The 17081-nt window shown below is 50.7% G+C and carries 16 protein-coding genes; 9 read left to right on the forward strand and 7 right to left on the reverse strand.

Annotated features, from left to right (window positions below; translation table 11 throughout):
- Positions 1-26: 26 nt before the first annotated feature.
- A complete protein-coding gene (locus tag WDY75_RS00560; protein WP_063478160.1) occupies positions 27-1379 on the reverse strand; it encodes a glycosyltransferase family 2 protein in 1353 nt (450 codons plus the stop codon).
- Between the two features lie 462 nt (positions 1380-1841).
- On the opposite strand from WDY75_RS00560, the gene WDY75_RS00565 reads away from it, so the two are divergent.
- The gene (locus WDY75_RS00565) at positions 1842-2636 is read left to right on the forward strand and encodes an alpha/beta fold hydrolase (protein ID WP_063478159.1); all 795 of its coding nucleotides are present in this window, start codon (positions 1842-1844) and stop codon (positions 2634-2636) included.
- A 52-nt stretch (positions 2637-2688) separates the two neighbouring features.
- Entirely contained in the window at positions 2689-3684 is a 996-nt protein-coding gene (locus tag WDY75_RS00570; RefSeq protein WP_063478158.1) for a sensor domain-containing diguanylate cyclase, read from the forward strand.
- 200 nt (positions 3685-3884) lie between these two features.
- Here WDY75_RS00570 and WDY75_RS00575 read toward each other — a convergent pair whose 3' ends face one another.
- The gene (locus WDY75_RS00575) at positions 3885-4850 is read right to left on the reverse strand and encodes a catalase family peroxidase (RefSeq protein ID WP_082834273.1); all 966 of its coding nucleotides are present in this window, start codon (positions 4848-4850) and stop codon (positions 3885-3887) included.
- A gap of 76 nt (positions 4851-4926) precedes the next feature.
- Positions 4927-5841, reverse strand: coding sequence for a phosphatidate cytidylyltransferase (locus WDY75_RS00580; protein WP_036640378.1), 915 nt, complete (start codon positions 5839-5841; stop codon positions 4927-4929).
- A gap of 107 nt (positions 5842-5948) precedes the next feature.
- Between WDY75_RS00580 and WDY75_RS00585 the strand changes: the two genes are divergently transcribed.
- The 5 genes from WDY75_RS00585 to WDY75_RS00605 all read left to right on the forward strand — a co-directional run bounded on the left by WDY75_RS00585 (position 5949) and on the right by WDY75_RS00605 (position 9673).
- The gene (locus tag WDY75_RS00585; RefSeq protein ID WP_006207212.1) at positions 5949-6485 is read left to right on the forward strand and encodes a hypothetical protein; all 537 of its coding nucleotides are present in this window, start codon (positions 5949-5951) and stop codon (positions 6483-6485) included.
- Between the two features lie 255 nt (positions 6486-6740).
- Positions 6741-7241 carry a cupin domain-containing protein gene (locus tag WDY75_RS00590; RefSeq protein WP_006207211.1) on the forward strand — a complete coding sequence of 167 codons (501 nt, stop codon included), beginning with the start codon at positions 6741-6743 and terminating at the stop codon, positions 7239-7241.
- Positions 7242-7432: 191 nt separating this feature from the next.
- Positions 7433-8449, forward strand: coding sequence for an SDR family oxidoreductase (locus WDY75_RS00595; RefSeq protein ID WP_063478156.1), 1017 nt, complete (start codon positions 7433-7435; stop codon positions 8447-8449).
- Positions 8450-8582: 133 nt separating this feature from the next.
- Complete coding sequence (locus tag WDY75_RS00600; RefSeq protein WP_006207209.1) at positions 8583-8924, forward strand: zinc ribbon domain-containing protein YjdM; 342 nt, start codon at positions 8583-8585, stop codon at positions 8922-8924.
- Positions 8925-8959: 35 nt separating this feature from the next.
- Positions 8960-9673: a sulfite exporter TauE/SafE family protein gene (locus tag WDY75_RS00605; protein ID WP_006207208.1), complete on the forward strand. Its 714-nt coding sequence runs from the start codon at positions 8960-8962 to the stop codon at positions 9671-9673.
- Between the two features lie 7 nt (positions 9674-9680).
- Here WDY75_RS00605 and WDY75_RS00610 read toward each other — a convergent pair whose 3' ends face one another.
- From WDY75_RS00610 to WDY75_RS00625, 4 genes are all read right to left on the reverse strand, one after another.
- Positions 9681-10796, reverse strand: coding sequence for a glycosyl hydrolase family 8 (locus WDY75_RS00610; protein ID WP_063478155.1), 1116 nt, complete (start codon positions 10794-10796; stop codon positions 9681-9683).
- 196 nt (positions 10797-10992) lie between these two features.
- The gene (locus tag WDY75_RS00615; RefSeq protein ID WP_063478154.1) at positions 10993-12270 is read right to left on the reverse strand and encodes a polysaccharide deacetylase family protein; all 1278 of its coding nucleotides are present in this window, start codon (positions 12268-12270) and stop codon (positions 10993-10995) included.
- Positions 12271-12311: 41 nt separating this feature from the next.
- Complete coding sequence (locus WDY75_RS00620) at positions 12312-13052, reverse strand: hypothetical protein (RefSeq protein ID WP_006207205.1); 741 nt, start codon at positions 13050-13052, stop codon at positions 12312-12314.
- 228 nt (positions 13053-13280) lie between these two features.
- Positions 13281-14267 carry a glycerophosphodiester phosphodiesterase family protein gene (locus tag WDY75_RS00625; protein ID WP_063478153.1) on the reverse strand — a complete coding sequence of 329 codons (987 nt, stop codon included), beginning with the start codon at positions 14265-14267 and terminating at the stop codon, positions 13281-13283.
- Between the two features lie 192 nt (positions 14268-14459).
- Between WDY75_RS00625 and WDY75_RS00630 the strand changes: the two genes are divergently transcribed.
- Entirely contained in the window at positions 14460-15155 is a 696-nt protein-coding gene (locus WDY75_RS00630) for an FHA domain-containing protein (protein WP_231887958.1), read from the forward strand.
- A gap of 221 nt (positions 15156-15376) precedes the next feature.
- Positions 15377-16999, forward strand: coding sequence for a glycoside hydrolase family 9 protein (locus WDY75_RS00635; RefSeq protein WP_338841712.1), 1623 nt, complete (start codon positions 15377-15379; stop codon positions 16997-16999).
- The last annotated feature ends 82 nt before the right edge of the window (positions 17000-17081 follow it).

Below are 17081 nucleotides of genomic sequence, written 5' to 3' on the forward strand. Positions count from 1 at the left end.
GTTTGAGCAGCCTCCTTCTTCATGACTTAATTCGATCCTGCGGCGATGTTCTGGCTGATGGTAGCAACGCCTTTCCGCTCCACGAAGCCCCAGCCCACATCATTGTCAAAATATTTAAATGTGCCCGCAATATTGATGTACAGCAGCAAATTTCGGTAGGTTAACAGCTCCACCTGGCTGAACAGGAACATTCTCATATAATCCATAAACGTATACGTACTGCCGTACTTACGGCATAAGTACAAGGAAATGATGACCTGGGCCGCATTGAGCAGCACGCTTATAAGCAGGAACAGGATGGCATGCAGCAGGTTTCCGCCAAAGATCAGCGTCTGCCCCAGATAAAATATCGTGGTAAATGCCGAGAGGGTTCCCAGCATAAACCCGTCAATAGCAAAAAACAGGCTCACGCTGACGCTGAATTTCTGGGACAGCCTGGACCAGTAGATCAGGATGCAATCAACAAATGCCTTCTGCCAGCGAATCCGCTGCTTGTAGAAGTTCTGGAGATTCTCGGGGCATTCGGTATAACATACCGCTTCGGGCGCGTATACCAGCTTTTTCTTCAGTCGATTGGCTTTGATATATTCATGAATTTTCAAGGTAATGTCGATATCCTCGCCTACCGTGCTGCGGAAACCGGCCACATGGACCAGAACGTCCTTGTAAAAGGCACCAAAGGCACCTGAAATCACAACGATCGAATTAAAATGCGATTGCGTAAGTTTGCGGACATAGAAGCCGTGCGTATAATTGATGATCTGGCTCTTAATGAGCCCTTTTCCACGAAATTTCTCCACAATCGCACCGTTCTCATCCCGCACAGCACCCTGCACAATCTTGACGGTACCGCCAAGCGCAATGATGTCGTCATCATGAAAATATTGATTCACATACTTGAGCGAGTCGGCTTCCAGCATGCTGTCTGCATCCAGGGTAATCACGATATCCGAGGCGGCATAATCGATGCCCGCATTCAGCGAATCCGCTTTTCCGCCATTCTGCTTGTCGATAACATAAATATGGTGGTAGAGATTGGAACGATAGAATCCTTTGATCGGTTTATAGGTCAGCTTGTTGTCTGCCGGCCTGTCATCCGGCTGTAAATCCAGCAGCTCGTCAAGCGTGGACATCGTCCCATCCTTGGAGCCGTCGTTGATGATCATGATCTCATAGTTGCTGTAATGCAGACCGGCCATGGCATCGATGCAATTTCGGATCGTCAGCTCCTCATTGTAGGCGGGAACGAGCACCGAAATTGATTTTTCGTCAAGATCCGCATTCAGCTTCTTCACTTTGCTGCATAGCAGCGGAATTACCGTATACAGGGCTTGAAACACCAGAAATACACCGGCTAATCCATAAAAAAAGTACTCCAAACTCCTCACTCCTCTCTTCTCTATCTCTCTGTGTGATGAAGACCAGTATGGTGCGCCAACTCTATGGGATTTGAGGTGAATCGGCGCTTTCTCTATATCGATCAATGTCAAGGGATAAATTTGGTTGCGCAGGGATACTATCATCCATTTACAACCTTTCATTCCATATAAACCCATATAACATCTTATGTAATAAACTATCGTAATTGGCTCCCAAAAGTAAAACCGCGCTATGGAGCAAGAAAACGAATACATAGATGCTTTTCGAGTACAGTCTCTGTTTTGGTGCATCTTTCTATATTTTAGGCGGCTAAAGCGATTTAACGAGGAATGCATTCTGGAACATTTCGTGTAACTTCGATAGAACTGGACTTAAATCGACGCCATTCTTCAGGAATGACTTGATATTTACAGGGGGTCCCTTAGAATGGTAGAGAAGAAGATGATAGAGGAGTTCAGGACATGAATGAGGTTGTTGTACGAAACAACGTGAAAGTGATAGGAGACGGGGAGCGCACACTCATGCTGGCGCATGGATTCGGCTGCGACCAGAGCATGTGGAAATATATCTTGCCTGCCTTCGAGCCGCATTATCGCATCGTGCTGTTCGATTACGTAGGCTCGGGACGATCCGAGCTATCGGCGTATACATCGGAGAGGTACAGCAGCCTGGACGGGTACGTGCAGGATGTGCTGGATATCATGGAAGCGCTGCAGCTTCAGGACGTTATCTTCATAGGTCATTCCGTGAGCTCCATGATCGGGATGCTGGCATCCATCCAGCGGCCGGACTATTTTGAACAATTAATTATGATCGGACCTTCAGCCCGCTATTTGAATGGTGACGGGTATGTTGGAGGTTTTGATAAAAGCGATGTGACCGAATTGCTGGCGATGATGGAGATGAACTTCGCGGGCTGGGCGAGCTTTCTCGCGCCGATTGCCATGAACAATCCAGAGCTTCCCAAGCTGACCAAAGAACTGGAACGAAGTTTCATCTCCACAGACCCTGCGATTACCAGAGAGTTTGCCGAGGTGACCTTTTTCTCGGACTGCCGGAACGAATTGTCTCGCGTTACCGTGCCTGTGCTCATTATGCAGTGTTCGGATGACAGCATCGTGCCGATTGCAGCCGGCGAATATTTACATAAACACCTCCATAACAGTACATTCCGCCTCATGGAGGCAAAAGGCCATTATCCGCATATCAGTCATCCGGAGGAAACCATTACGATAATTCAGGAGTATCTGAAATAAGCGTGTATATCTAAGGATGAGGGCCCGTACGGAAAGGATCGATCAATAAGCAATGGATGAGCGATTGAAATATGCACCCTGCGGTCATGTCTCCATAACCCAGCAAGGCATCGTAAGAGAGGTGAACCAAACCTTCCTTCATATGATGGGATACCTTGAAGAAGACGTGGTGCAGAAGCATTTTGAAGCGATGATGTCGACGGCAAACAAGCTGATATTCCACTCCTATTTCTATCCGCATATCCATCTTGACGGACATGTGGAAGAGCTGTTTATCCGTTTAAAGAACAGTCGGGGCGATTCTGTTCCCTTCATATTGAATGGTCGACGGTTTGAGCGGGAAGGCGAAGAATGGCTGGACTGCGTACTGGTGCAGATGGGAAGGCGCATTGATTATGAGATGGAGCTGAGGACGGCCAAGAGGCAGATTGAGGAAGCGTATTGGGAGAAGGATCGGGCGCTTGGCGAGCTGAAGCATATTCATATGGAGATTGAACGGAAGCAGACGGAGCTGATGGAGATTAATGCGGTCTTGGTCGAATTGTCGAATACGGACAAGCTGACAGGACTGAAGAACCGCAGGTTCTTTCAAGAGCAGCTCGAAGAGCAGCTGAGACTTTACAGCCAATCAGGACGTCCATTCTCCTTGTTCCTCATCGACATCGATCATTTCAAGCGCGTGAACGACACATGGGGACATGCGGTGGGAGATGAGGTTCTGGTTGATGTAGCGGGTATACTGAAATCCTGTGCACGTGAAGGAGATGTCGTGGCACGTTATGGCGGGGAAGAGTTCGTGATGATTCTGCCGGGGCTGGATGTGGCGGAAGCAAGGGAGATTGCGGAGCAGTTCAGGCGCGCAGTCAATGATGCCATCTGGACAACAGGCAGCATTACCATCAGCATCGGCATGATCACAGCGACGCCGGAGGACCACGAGGCGGCACTCCTGCAAAAAGCGGACCAGGCCCTGTATGCCTCCAAGCAAAACGGTAGAAACCAGGTCACCCATCATGTGGATTTGAAGCTTCCCGGGTATTCGCACTAATAATGACGGTATCGCTACAAAAAGCCATAACCCAGGTGAGCTAAGGCTCGCATGGTTATGGCTTTTCAGGTTTATCCGAGTATTTCAGGTGGGTGTCGTCTCGCACGCTTCATCATGATTCGCCAAGTGGCGAGCAGCCAGAGACTCGTCCCTCAGGACAGACGTTTACCGGGCAAGGCGGACCCCAAACACCGCTTGAATTACTGTCCGGCACTGCGCCGGTTGTACGAGTCGGTGTACGTGCTGTGCCGGAAGTGCAGAATCGGGTCATCGGACAGCGCCATGCCCTCCGCCATGACGGTGGGGTCCATGAGCAGCCCCTCGGGCTCCTCGATGATGTCGGTGACGTAGAGATGGCCAAGGATGACTCGTTTACGGTCGTCCGGCCATGCGCGGGTAGGATCATCTGTGGGATCGCCGGCTTCCCCGAAAATGGCATCCAGCTGGAATACAGCTGGTGCTGTCTCAAGGCGAAGACGCAGCTCGTCCATCAGATAATCCTCTGGCTGCTGTGCGGCATCCTTGATAGACAGCGTCTCCACACCGCCTTCCGGCAGCCATTCGAATTTCACGGGCCGGGCATTTCCCTGCGAGTCGAGGAACAAGTAGGTATGGATGCAATAATAATGACAGGCAGCATAGCTGGCCGGCGGCTTTAGAAGTTTTACAGCCAGAAGGCTTTCTTTGCTCTCCGAGAAATGGATGATGATCTCTCGAATCAGATCTATCGGTCCCCGCTCGCCTTCCCGGGTCTCGTTAACGGTCTTCATGATGTCGAGAAACGATTCGGGTGTACGGGCAAAAAAGACCGGCACCGTGGCCCCTACCAAGTAAGTAACATCGCCCCCAGGCAGGGTGAATTGGACGGCCATCCCTTTGGCCGGAGATAACAGGTCCGCCATGGCCGGGTTGGTTGAAACGCCGGAGAAGCGGACGATTGCGGGCGTCTCCGCCTGTTCCTGCATATGAGGGGCCGTGGTAAAGGCTGCGCCCAGGCCGCTCGACCGGAAGCTGGCACGGCAGCAGAATCCCTTGGCATGCGCCCGGCGGTAGCCGGGATGCACGCCGGACAGATCCTCGAGGGCATTCACCGTTTGCGATGTGATATCGGATGGAGCAGAATCCGGAACCGGATGAGTACGGCCAGACTGCGCGTCTGTCATCATCTCTTCCTCCTCGCGTTGTCATTAATTACCACGAGAGTGTGCCCCATTAACTTGTTTTTTATGAGAGTAGGGGAATCTACATGAATTCGTAGAAGTAACGAATGAAATGAAAAAAGATCGGCGAGGTGTAGGTCAGGCTGTCCACCCGGCTTAAGTAGCTTTTCTTCAACGCATCGAACCGTCCATCGTCGCCGATTAATAGATCCCGCTTCAGCACCGATACCGTCAAGCTGCCGAAGAAGCCGCTGAGGCTGATCAGCATGCCGGATAAGAGGGCGAAGGTCGGGCTGAGCGGCGTCAGATAGGGGTAGATGAGGTAGGCGCATCCTGTTGTTGCAAGAAACGCACAGGCAAAGCCTTCCCAAGTCAGGTTGGGGTTCGATGTTGGCACGATTCTGCGTCTGCCAAAATAGAGGGAAGCGATGGTGTGCGCCACATCGTTGAGCTGTGTTAATACAACGAGAAACAGCACGAGTCCTGCTCCATACTGGGGCGACGCAAATTGGAAGTAGGCCAGGTGGCTGAGCCCGAACACCATCAGCATCAGACCCCACTGGGTCGAGCTGACGCTGCGCATGAACCCGACGGTGCCTTTGTTGATCAATCGCGGGAGCGGCAGCACCAGGAATACATAAATCGGTATGAATACAATAAACATGCCGTACCATTCGATATAGATCCAGTAGAACTGGACAGGTATGGTTAAATACGCCCACAGGAACAGTCGGCGGTCGGCTTTTCTTGTTTTGATCATGGAGAAATACTCTTTGAGCGTAAAGAAAGTAAGCACCATCAGGGATAGCAGAGAAACGACGGGATTCAGAAACGTCGCCAGGCAGAAGATGACCAGCATGCCCCACCAGGTTTTGATGCGGAATCCTACATCGGTATAGTCGATATTCGGCTGCGTCTTGCTCATCACATAATAGAGGAGCTGAATGACCGACAGGACGGAGAATATCAGGATTAAGGTTAGTATCGAGCTTTCCATATGCCTATCATCACCAACTTGTCACGGGTAGGATTTTTCGTTCTGCTGCAGGAATCATATGTTATTATGAAGGAATAACTCCAAATTGATAAGGGGAAATTTCGTAAATGGTAGACGATCGCTCGGTCTTTATACTGCTTACCAATACCGGAACGCTCTTTACAAAAGTCATTCAGGGCTATACGAGAGCACCTTACAATCATGCTTCGATCTCCTTTAACCGGGAGCTGTCGGAGTTATATAGCTTCGGAAGAAAGAATCCGAACAACCCGCTGAACGGCGGGTTTGTGAAGGAGGATCTGAGGACGGGAACGTTCAGCAAGTACCCCAATACGACATGTGTCATCTATGAGCTTCGGGTGTCTGAACGCGACATCGAGAAAATGAAGCGGGTCTTGCAGGCCTTCATCCGAAAGGACAAAAAATACTTTTATAATATATTGGGTGTGCTGGGCATCGCGCTCAAGGAACCGATTGAGTTCAGCAATTCCTACTTCTGCTCGCAATTTGTGGCAGAGATTCTGCACCGATCCGGCGTCAGGCTGTGGGATAAGCTGCCTGCCCTGGTAACGCCGGACGATTTTCGCCAAAGCGAGCGCCTGAACTTGATATATGAAGGAAAGCTAAGCGAGTACGAGGCTTGAACTTGGCGGCAAGTGCGCGGCCGCTTGCAATCCTCCTCCTACGCTCCCCTGCCCGGGCATCCGAATTACGAACCGATGATGAAGGAACTGCGCAGTAGTATATTTGATCGAAATGAGCAGGAGGGCCACGTGTTTTTTGATTATGAGACGAGGGTGTATTGGGGAGAGGTTTAACAGAGTTTATTGTTTGAGCGCCGCTCGCCCGGGGTACTGGTACTACGAGTGCACCGATGAACTAAAAAGGAGCGGATGATCATGGAAGTCCATGTCAGATCTTTTTTCGTGAACGATGATGGAGAGGTCCCTAACAATCCTGAGCTGCCCGTCATTGTATACAATGGCGTGTTCGCGGATGACCCGAGCGGGCTGGAGGCAGCCTTTAACCGGCATCAATGGAGCGGGAGTTGGGCAGGCGGCGTATATGATTATCATCATTATCACAGCAACACGCATGAAGTTCTGGGCGTGAGGTCCGGAAGCGCGACCGTCCTCGTGGGCGGTGACGCAGGGGAGAGGCTGGAGATTTCTTCAGGCGATGTGATTGTGCTGCCAGCAGGTACTGCACATATGAAGCTGAGCAGCAGCCCTGATTTTGAAGTGATTGGTGCTTATCCCGAAGGGAACACGCCGAATCTGAGGGAGCGGAACCCGACGGATCGCGCGCAGGCCATCCACGAAATCAGAAGTGTCCCCGTCCCGGATACCGACCCGGTATTTGGCAAGGAAGGACCGCTGCTGCATAAATGGGTGAAATGATAAGATCGATAACCGCCGTATGGGAAGTAAAGAGATCGGGAGGCCGGCACTAAGACTGCGCATGCTGCGCAGGGCAGGTGCGGCCTCTTTTTTTATATACAGGAAATTGTAATGGAACTTGGCCCATGCTATCTTAAATAATGGAAGGTTTGGGTACATGGTTTTCAATTCTGCTAGTGGAGGTGCGGTATATGAAAGCGCTTTTTATTGGAGGGACCGGAACGATCAGCTCGGCAATCACGAAGCAGCTGCTGGAACAGGGGTGTGAGCTCTATCTGTTGAACCGGGGGAATCGAAATGACGCGCTGCCGGAGGGAGCGCATGTGCTGCAAGCTGATATTCATGATGAGGATCATGTGGCACAGCTCGTTTCGGACCTGCATTTTGACGTGGTGGCTGATTTCATCGCCTTTGAACCAGCCCATCTGGAGAGGGATTACCGCCTGTTTGAAGGGCGAACCAAGCAGTTCATTTTTATCAGCTCGGCTTCAGCCTATCAAACGCCTTTGTCCGATTATCGCATTACCGAGGGCACGCCATTATCGAATCCGTATTGGGAATATTCCCGTAATAAAATAGCATGTGAAGACTATCTGATGAAGCAGTACCGCGAGACAGGCTTTCCGGTTACGATCGTTAGACCGAGCCATACGTATGATGAACGCTCGATACCGCTTGGTGTTCATGGCAGCAAGGGGAGCTGGCAGGTCGTGAAGCGGATGCTGGAGAATAAACCCGTTATCATTCATGGAGATGGAACATCCCTGTGGACGTTGACGCACAACAGCGATTTTGCCAAAGGCTTCATCGGCCTGATGGGCAACATACATGCCATTGGGGAGTCGGTGCACATCACGTCGGATGAGTCGCTCACCTGGAATCAGATTTACGGAATCATTGCGGGTGCGCTTGGCGTACAGCTGAATGCGGTCCATGTGTCTTCCGAGTTCCTGGATGCCACCAGCACGCAGGATTTCCGCGGCTCGTTATGGGGTGATAAAGCCAACAGCGTTGTGTTTGATAACAGCAAGCTGAAACGGCTGGTTCCTGACTTCGTGGCAGCCATTCGCGTGGATCAGGGCATCAAGCAGACGGTGCGCCATATTCTGTCCCATCCGGAGCTGCAGCGGGAGGACGCGGAGTTTGATGAATGGTGTGACAAGGTGATCTCCGCATTGGAGAAAGCGAAGTCTCTTGTCAACGAATAGTGTTATCAAGGGCACCCCGACCGAGGGGTGTCCTTTTTTTTGCGGATTTCCGTTAAGTCTTTTATAAAAGAAGGAATATGTTAGAATGGTACGATATGTTGAAACATAAACAAGAACGGGAGAATATGAAATCATGTCGAATTTGCCGAATTGTCCGAAATGTAACTCAGAATATACGTATGAAGACGGGAATCTTCTGGTTTGCCCTGAATGTGCCCATGAATGGACCCTGGAGTCTGAAGCGGAGCATGACCAAGAGGCCAGGATCGTGAAAGACGCGAACGGAAATGTCCTGGTCGACGGTGACTCCGTAACGGTGATCAAAGATCTGAAAGTAAAGGGCAGCTCCTCCGTACTGAAAATAGGCACCAAGGTGAAAAATATCCGTCTGGTTGACGGCGATCACGATATCGATTGCAAAATCGACGGATTTGGCGCGATGAAATTGAAATCGGAATTTGTGAAAAAGATTTAAATCGTGCCCGCAGTCGTGAAGAAAGCAGGTGTAACGTGGATATTGTTCTGTTCGTGTTCATTATACTTGTGGCATCCATACTCCAGACCAGCACCGGATTTGGTTTCTCCATCCTGGCTACTCCGTTTCTGCTGCTGTTATTCCAGCCGGCTGAAGCGATTCAGATCAACCTGGTTCTATCCCTTGTGATTTCAGCTGCGCTGATCGCCAAGATTCGCAAGGATATCGACTATGGCATCTTAAAAAGATTGGTCATCGGAAGCGCAGCCGGTCTGCCTGCAGGGATCATCGTGTTCTCACTCATCGATATCGATGCTTTGAAATTAGGCGTGAGCCTCATCATTCTGGCCCTAACCGCGCTGCTGATGCTGAAGTTTAGAATCCGCCAGAACCGGGGCAGAGATTTGGCAGTGGGAGGACTATCGGGCTCTCTGACAACCAGTATTGGTATGCCAGGCCCGCCGTTACTGTTATATTTCTCCGGCACGGATACGCAGAAGGCCAAGCTTCGAGGGACAACCCTGGCCTTCTATTTGTTCATATATTCGCTCAGCCTGATCATTCAGGTGACGGTGGCGGGAACGAGCAAGACGGTCTGGATGTCCAGCGGAATCGCGCTTCCCTTGGTCTTCGCCGGGCTGTTCATCGGACAACGTTTATTCAACGTCATTAACCAGCGGGTGTTTCAAATCTTCACCTACATCATCTTAATCTTTACGGGTGTGTACATGCTGATCGAGAGCCTGTAATGAAGAGTTATCGTGCCGTGTTCTTCAGCATCGCCTCTGCGAGCAGGGGAAACAGGTTATCAAAAGCATGCGTATTGCCGTCAAATACATAACCTCCCGGATAAGCGGGATCTTGGCCCCGGAATTGGGTCATACGATCGTATAATTGCTGTGCCCAAGGGAGGTCATCCGTTTTCAGCGCGAGAATTATGGCCAGAGCGTATACAGCAGGGGACTCATAAGCCGCGTCCGGCTTGCGGGTCTCCCGGTGGTAGCGGCCAACCAGCTGTCCGTTCTGCTGGAACTCTTCCTTGAGGAACGATATAAGCTCCCTCGGCGGATGGTTCATCTCCGCCAGGTGAATGCCAACGATCAGCTGGTCAATCAGATTGACCGAGGTGTCGTATTCATATTGACCCGATCCAATCTGAAAGGTCTTGGGGTAGAAGACGTCGTCGTTCGGCATATGGAACAGCAGGTCTTGATATCGTGCATAATCCTGGCTGGACAGAATTCCGATCTGCTTCATCTCCCGCAGTGCGGATATATCTGCATAAACCAGGCTTAACACGGCGGGCGATTCATTCCGCTCAAAATCATGATAATCCACCAAATATCCTTTGGTTTGAGAGGAGGCCTGCAATGTCGACCCGATCCTTTTTGCCAATGGAAGATAGGACTCGTTGTTGTCCCACAGTCTGGATGCCTTCAGCAAGGCGTCCAGGATTCGCAGATCATCGCCCAGCGCATTCGTGGTTACGTCGGATCGTCCGTCCGGTCTAAGCTTCCACCAGATATAGGTCTCCTTGTTCTGGTGAAGGAAATAAGTTGTAAGCAGCTGAACGCTCTCATCGAACCTTGCCTGATCACCAGATAGGATGGCGTACTGCATCCAGAGCCCGAGTGACTCGGATAACGCTTCTCTGCCTGCAACGATATCCGGGCGCTCTGAAGGAGCCGGCTTGAGATAGGTAGCCAGCGTACCGTTATCGTTCCGCATATGTTCTTCGATAAACGCAGCGGTCATGTCGGGGTTCTCCCTGTTCTGAAGGATGGAATAAGTTATAAAAAAGATGCCGGTAAAAGCAAGGGTGGCGGTGATTGCAAGAATGGTTTTCTTGCGGGTCGAAAATCGCTTTGTCATAGGTTCACCTCGAACATACTATTCTACACTTGCGTGCCAATGCCTTTAAGAAGAGCTGGGGATGGCTGCATACAGCCTTTTTTTGATTATAGCCTTTGTTGATCATAAGCTTTGTTATACCCCAAAAAGGGCTGTACCCGATGTTTGAAGTACAAAACATCCAGGGTACAGCCCTTATGTATAAGCATAGGATCGGCTATTGCAAACGGACAATCTTCAAACTCTGATCCTGCAGATGCTGAATGATTCGCGGCAAGGCATCCACAACCGCCTGCGATTCGTGCAGAAGAATAATGGAGCCGGAAGCCTCGATGTGCTGGACATAATCCAGGATTTTATCCTCGTCGCGAGTCAGCCAATCCTCAGGGTCCCGATTCCAGAGCACCATTTTGTTGCCTTGGTGACGGCTTAATGCTTCGGTCTGGCCATCAAACGCCCCGTAAGGCGGGCGGAAGAGTACCAATTTCTCGTGCGTAATATTCTCAATGAGTTCAGCCACGCGGGTCAGTTCCATTTCCTGCTGTTTATAGGATAGGCTCGACATTTGGCTATGGGTCATGGAGTGGCTGCCGATCGAAAATCCATTGGCATGGATAGCCTGGACATAATCGGGATGTTTTTTCACATTGGTGCCCACAAAGAAGAACGTGCCGCCCACTCCATATTTTTGCAAGATGTTCATGATATCCACGGAGTGCTTGGAGGGTCCATCATCGAATGTTAGAGCTACATAGCCTTTGGGAATGCTGAAGCTGATAAACTCATCAAGCTCCAGATATGGAACGGTGTCAGAAGGAAGATCATGATCCTCCGGCTGTTTCTCAGTTTCCTCCTCCAGCGAAGTTACGGGTTTAGCCATTATCGCATGTCGGTTCTCGGCCAGCAGCTGGATGACCGTTTCTACCTCCACCGTGGCCGTTGTTGCTTGGCGGGGCGGAATGCCACTTGGATCTGAGTAATTAAATGAACTTAATAACAACACAAAGATCAAACTCATCATGGTTGCGCTTACCAGCTTAAGCGGAAGCCGATGCCTTTTCCTTCCGAAACGTCGGGCGTCTGTACCCTCCTCGGTCGGTACTGCTATGGGTTCATCAGGTTCAGATCGATACGCAGACAGGAAGGGCAAAGTATGTAAGTCATCCAAACGCCTTGCATTCTTAATCGACTCTAATTCGTTTCTGAAAGAAACCGAGCACGCGAATTGAAACCGATCACTATGATCACGATATGTACGCGTAATTAAACCCATGTATTGCTGTTGATTTACATCCCATACGGTTTGCAAGGATAATCGGTATTTGTGAATCCCGTTGAATTCCGACACGGCTGCTATATTCTCGATGGTATCGGTATCAGTGATCCATATTAGTTCTGCCGATTCAGTGAAGGACAGCTTGATTCGTAGACCGAAGACTTCGGAATCCCTCTCGATAGCCAGCAGTTCAATGACTTTTCCATAGGAGTCTGACATGATGGCCCCCCTTTCTCTAGATGTTAGATTACGGGCTGTCTTTATTCAGATGATGTGCTGGAAGCCGATGTCTTCGGTGAGAAGGAGAAGGACATTTTCTCGGTAAAATCATTGATGGTCTGCATCAGTCTGGCTTTATCATCCAGAATATTCTGGTATTGCTCCGCATATTTCTCGTTTGCGATCTCCAGCTCGCGGACCTTCTCTTCAAGCGAGCTGATCTTGAGCATGCTTTGATATTGTGAATGGTTAGCCTCTTCATAGAGCTTGTTATATTTGGCGGTCTCCGTTTCGAGCTGGTTGGAGAGCTTCTCGTACGCCAGGTTCGATGTCAGCTGATATTCCTTGTAGTCCTCAAGCAGCTGGTCGTAACTCATCTGTTTGTTGGTCAGCACATTCTCGAGCTCGCGGATCTCTTTGTTCTTCTCCTGAACGAGCTGATCTCTCTTGATCTGCTCGTGCTTATACCGGTTAATCGTTTCGTTTGCGGTTAAGAGCTGGTCCTCCAAGCCTTTATTCTTATAAGACAGCAATTGGCGTTCCTTCAGCATGTTCTCGATGGACACAATGACGTCAAGGCCGATTTTGTCCTGATTATCCTTGGAGAACAGATGTTTATTGCTCTCTGCAGCAGGCATCTCAGCCTCTACGGAATAAGCCGTTTCCTCTTCTGCCGCTGCGGCGATCTCCTGGTATTCGGTGTTGTTCTTCTCGGGTTGGCTCTGATTCGAGCGAGCATTCTTAAACCAGACCATACCTTTTTTTTCTGTTTCCCTGGCCAAAATATCAACTCCTATATATTTCAATGAATGTCATATGAGATTAGAGTAAAAGACCCTACTAATAGTCATCGGTAAAAACACCCTAAAAACTTTGCCCTGTTCCCTTGTGAAAACAAAAAAAAGCCCCACAGCGTTGTGGGGGCATGAAAGCGGCAAATCAGCCGTTCCTTATGGACGAAAGAGCGGGGACTCTGATAGAAAAAAAGGATGTGCAGATGCTGCACTCCTCTATTCAGGCTTCTGAATGATCAGTTTCGGGGCGATGACATCCACCCGATTCGTCCAAATTCCGCCGCTGTAATCGTCTGGCAGCCGCTGCAGATCCAGCTCGGAGTCAAAGCCCTCCGACCAGCCCCCGTCTCCGGCAACCAGGATGACGCGCGTATTGATGCTGTCCATCCGGTTCAGGAATTTATCGGGCCAGCCCCATAAATAGCGGGCATACTTCTCCGGGATGTGCAGCTGGGTGTTGCGGCAGACCGAGGGAATGTAACCGCTCCAGCCGGCTCCGGCGTAGGATACAAGACAGCTCTTGAGTGTATCCATCGACATGACGCGCAGAGAAGGCAGCTGCGATTTTAACGTACGAATCGGTTGATCGTCCCCGTAAACGGTCAGCTGGCTAAGACGCTTCAGCGGCAGCCCGGCCAGATAGTCCGCAAGCAGCTTCCCTTCCTCTGGGTCTGTGCTTTTGATATGGATAAGAAATTCCCCGTCCGGGAATTCCGTTAACACTTCCTCTAATGATGGAATCAGGCCCACGCCCTTGCCGCGGAACGGATAGGTGGCCCCTTGATCAGCCGTGTAGCCATACCCGATGTCTATTTTTTTCAGCTGGTCCATGGTATAATCCTTGACCGAGCCCTCCACATTGGTGCGGCAATCCAGAGTCCAGTCATGGAACACAGCGATCTGACCGTCCTTGGTCGGCTTGACATCCAGCTCCACGATATCGGCACCGGCCTCAAACGCAGCTTCCATGGACGGAAGGGTATTTTCCAGATAGGCATGCTCCGGCACATAGATGCGGGAAGCGGTGCAAGTGTCAGCCTCAATGCCCTCCATCGGGAAGGTCTGACCGAGCCCGCGATGGGCCAGCAGCAGCGGCTCTCCATGACGGTCTTCGGTGAATAGCGATGTATTATTAACAAATAGAAATACAAACAGAACGACAAAAAACAGTATGATATTCTTCCATCTTTTTAGTGTTCGCATGATCCAATCCCCCAAAATCGTTTACAATAAGCAGTATAGTAGATTTGATTAACTTCTCTCTCTAAGTTCTCTATTTCTTTCTCTTATTTAAATCTTAGTGATTTTGGGCGCATACTCAATGGCTGGAGCATGACAATTGCATAATAGCGAACTGATAAATACGATAGGTAATTTAAGGAAACAGGAGGGAGCATGATGGACAAATCCTCCTTTTTGATGGTGGAGCGGGGGAATCCCTACGAGCGTGGAGACGTAATACCGTTAACCAAACCGATGATGGTGCTTGGCCGCAAGGGGCAGCACTTTCATCCGGATATTGCGTTTGATAATATTTTTGTGTCCCGGCGGCATGCGGCGCTGCTGTATAGAAGCGGGCATTTCAGCATTAAGGATCTGGACAGCAAGCATGGAACCTATGTCAATAAGGAGCGGCTGGCTCCTCAAGAGGAAGTTCCCCTTCAGCATGGGGATATCATTGTGCTGGCGGGCGATCTTATCGTGCTGTCCTTCTCGATTCTGAGCATGGATGAGACGATGGACATCACGCCGCTGATCAAACATCTGGCCGCTATTGAGACGTCCGGCGGATTTCAGCTGAACCCTTTTAAGCAGGAGATGGTATACGGCGAAGATGTGTACGCTTTTTCGGAAAAAGAGTACAAGTGCATGGAGCTGCTTATTCATCATCAAGGCCAGTTTGTGTCCAAGGAGCAGCTGAAGACCTACGTGTGGCCCGAGCGAAGCTGCAGCACGGACGAAGTGCCCGACGTGAGCTCGGAGGAGCTGAACGCGCTGATCTATCGGGTGCGCAAGAAGACGCGGAATATTCTGGCGATTGAGAGCATCCGTGGAAAGGGTTATATCCTTCAGTCCGAAGATGAGCGGTAATCATATTTGCACAATTCAGATAAAAAACAGACAGGCAGGCTCTTCCTCATTTTGCGGGAGGAGCCTGTTTTTTAGCTGAATTTACGGCAATGGGGAAGAGTGAAGCCATTTATTTTCAAGGATTATGGATAGCGAAAGGGAACCTGATGATGTGTATCGAAGTGTAACAGCATAGAATTTTGAATGGACCATTCAGAGAGGATGAGTATGGGAGCATGAAGATGAAGCATGAACAACCGATCGGCATTGCCGTTAACCAGCTGGGCTACCGGAGCCAGGACACCAAGATTGCGGTTATCCCTGGTCAGGGAGGTCGTTTTCATCTTGTAGATGATCAGAACGGCGAGACGGTTTGGCATGGGAGCACATCGCCTGCCATCGTGGATGCTGCCAGTGGGCAGACGGTAAGCCGGGGAGATTTCACGGGGTATGAAGCTCCAGGCACCTACCGGATCGAAACGGAGGATGGGCAGACCTCGGCTCCTTTTGTCATTGCGGAGTCAGTCTATGAGGATGCACACCGCGCATTATTGAAAGCGTTTTATTACTTCCGGTGCGGGATGGCCTTGGACGAGTTGCACGCTGGACCATGGAAGCATGAAGCGTGTCATCTCACGCCTGCCATCGTTCATGGAGAGGAATCCAGGCAAGTGGATGCCTGGGGAGGGTGGCATGACGCCGGGGACTATGGCAAGTATGTCGTTCCGGGCGCCAAGGCGGTAGCCGATCTGCTGCTGGCCTTCGAGCTGTACCCGGAGGCATTTGCACAGCCGCTGCCATTGCCGGAAAGTGACGGCTCCATGCCGGATGTGCTCCATGAATGCCGGTATGAGCTGGAGTGGATGCAGCGCATGCAGGATGAGGAGTCGGGAGGGCTGTTCCACAAGCTCACGACTTTGCAGTTCCCGGGAGGAGACGTCATGCCGGAGGCCGATACGGCCGCACTGTACCTGTCGCCGATATCGGCGACAGCAACCGGTTGTTATGCTGCCATTATGGCAATGTCGGCGCGGATCTACGCCCCTTACGACGAGCCCTTCGCTGCCAGCTGCCTGAAGGCGGCAGAACGCGCTTGGGCATGGCTGGCGGAACATCCGGATATGCCGGGCTTCCGCAACCCGGCGGATATTGCTACGGGTGAATACGGTGACGGTCAGGATGCCGATGAACGATACTGGGCGGCGGCCGAGCTGTATCGCACCACGGGTGAAGGGCGTTACCATGAGGCTTTCCAAGCGTTAGCCAAGCAGAATGCCTTCGGTAAATATGAACTGGGCTGGGCCGACATGGGTGGCTATGGAACCTTTGCCTATCTGATGTCGGAGCGGGAAGAAGACCCGGAATTGGCGGAAGTTTTGATGCGGGGTTTAATTCAACGTGCGGACGAGCTTGCCGCGGTCAGTGAACGGGACGGGTATGGTATTTCACTTCATCCGGATCAATACATCTGGGGCAGCAACATGCTGGTATTAAATCACGCGATGCTCCTGCTGATAGCGGGCAGATTGTCCGGCACCGAAGACTATGAGTCCCATGTGCATGAGCATGTACACTATTTGTTCGGAGCTAACGTGATGGGGATGAGTTACGTCACCGGGTACGGGGCGAAGCCGATCCTGTATCCGCATCATCGCCCTTCCGAAGGAGACGGCGTTAAGGCGCCCGTTCCCGGTCTCGTCTCAGGCGGTCCGAATAAGGGGCTTCAGGATGATTACGCGCTTAAGCACTTGGCAGGCAAGGCGCCGGCAGCTTCTTTTGCCGATGTGATGGAGAGTTACTCTACCAACGAAGTGACCATCTATTGGAACTCGCCGGCTGTGTTGGTATTATCCCATTTTGTATAGGAAACATAGGGAATGCACAGAGGAAAAAGAAACGCCAAAGAGAGTCTCGGGCGTTTCTTTTTTACTAGTTTTCCAATCTGGT

This window comes from Paenibacillus glucanolyticus (assembly GCF_037333485.1).
GTDB lineage: Bacteria > Bacillota > Bacilli > Paenibacillales > Paenibacillaceae > Paenibacillus_AQ > Paenibacillus_AQ glucanolyticus.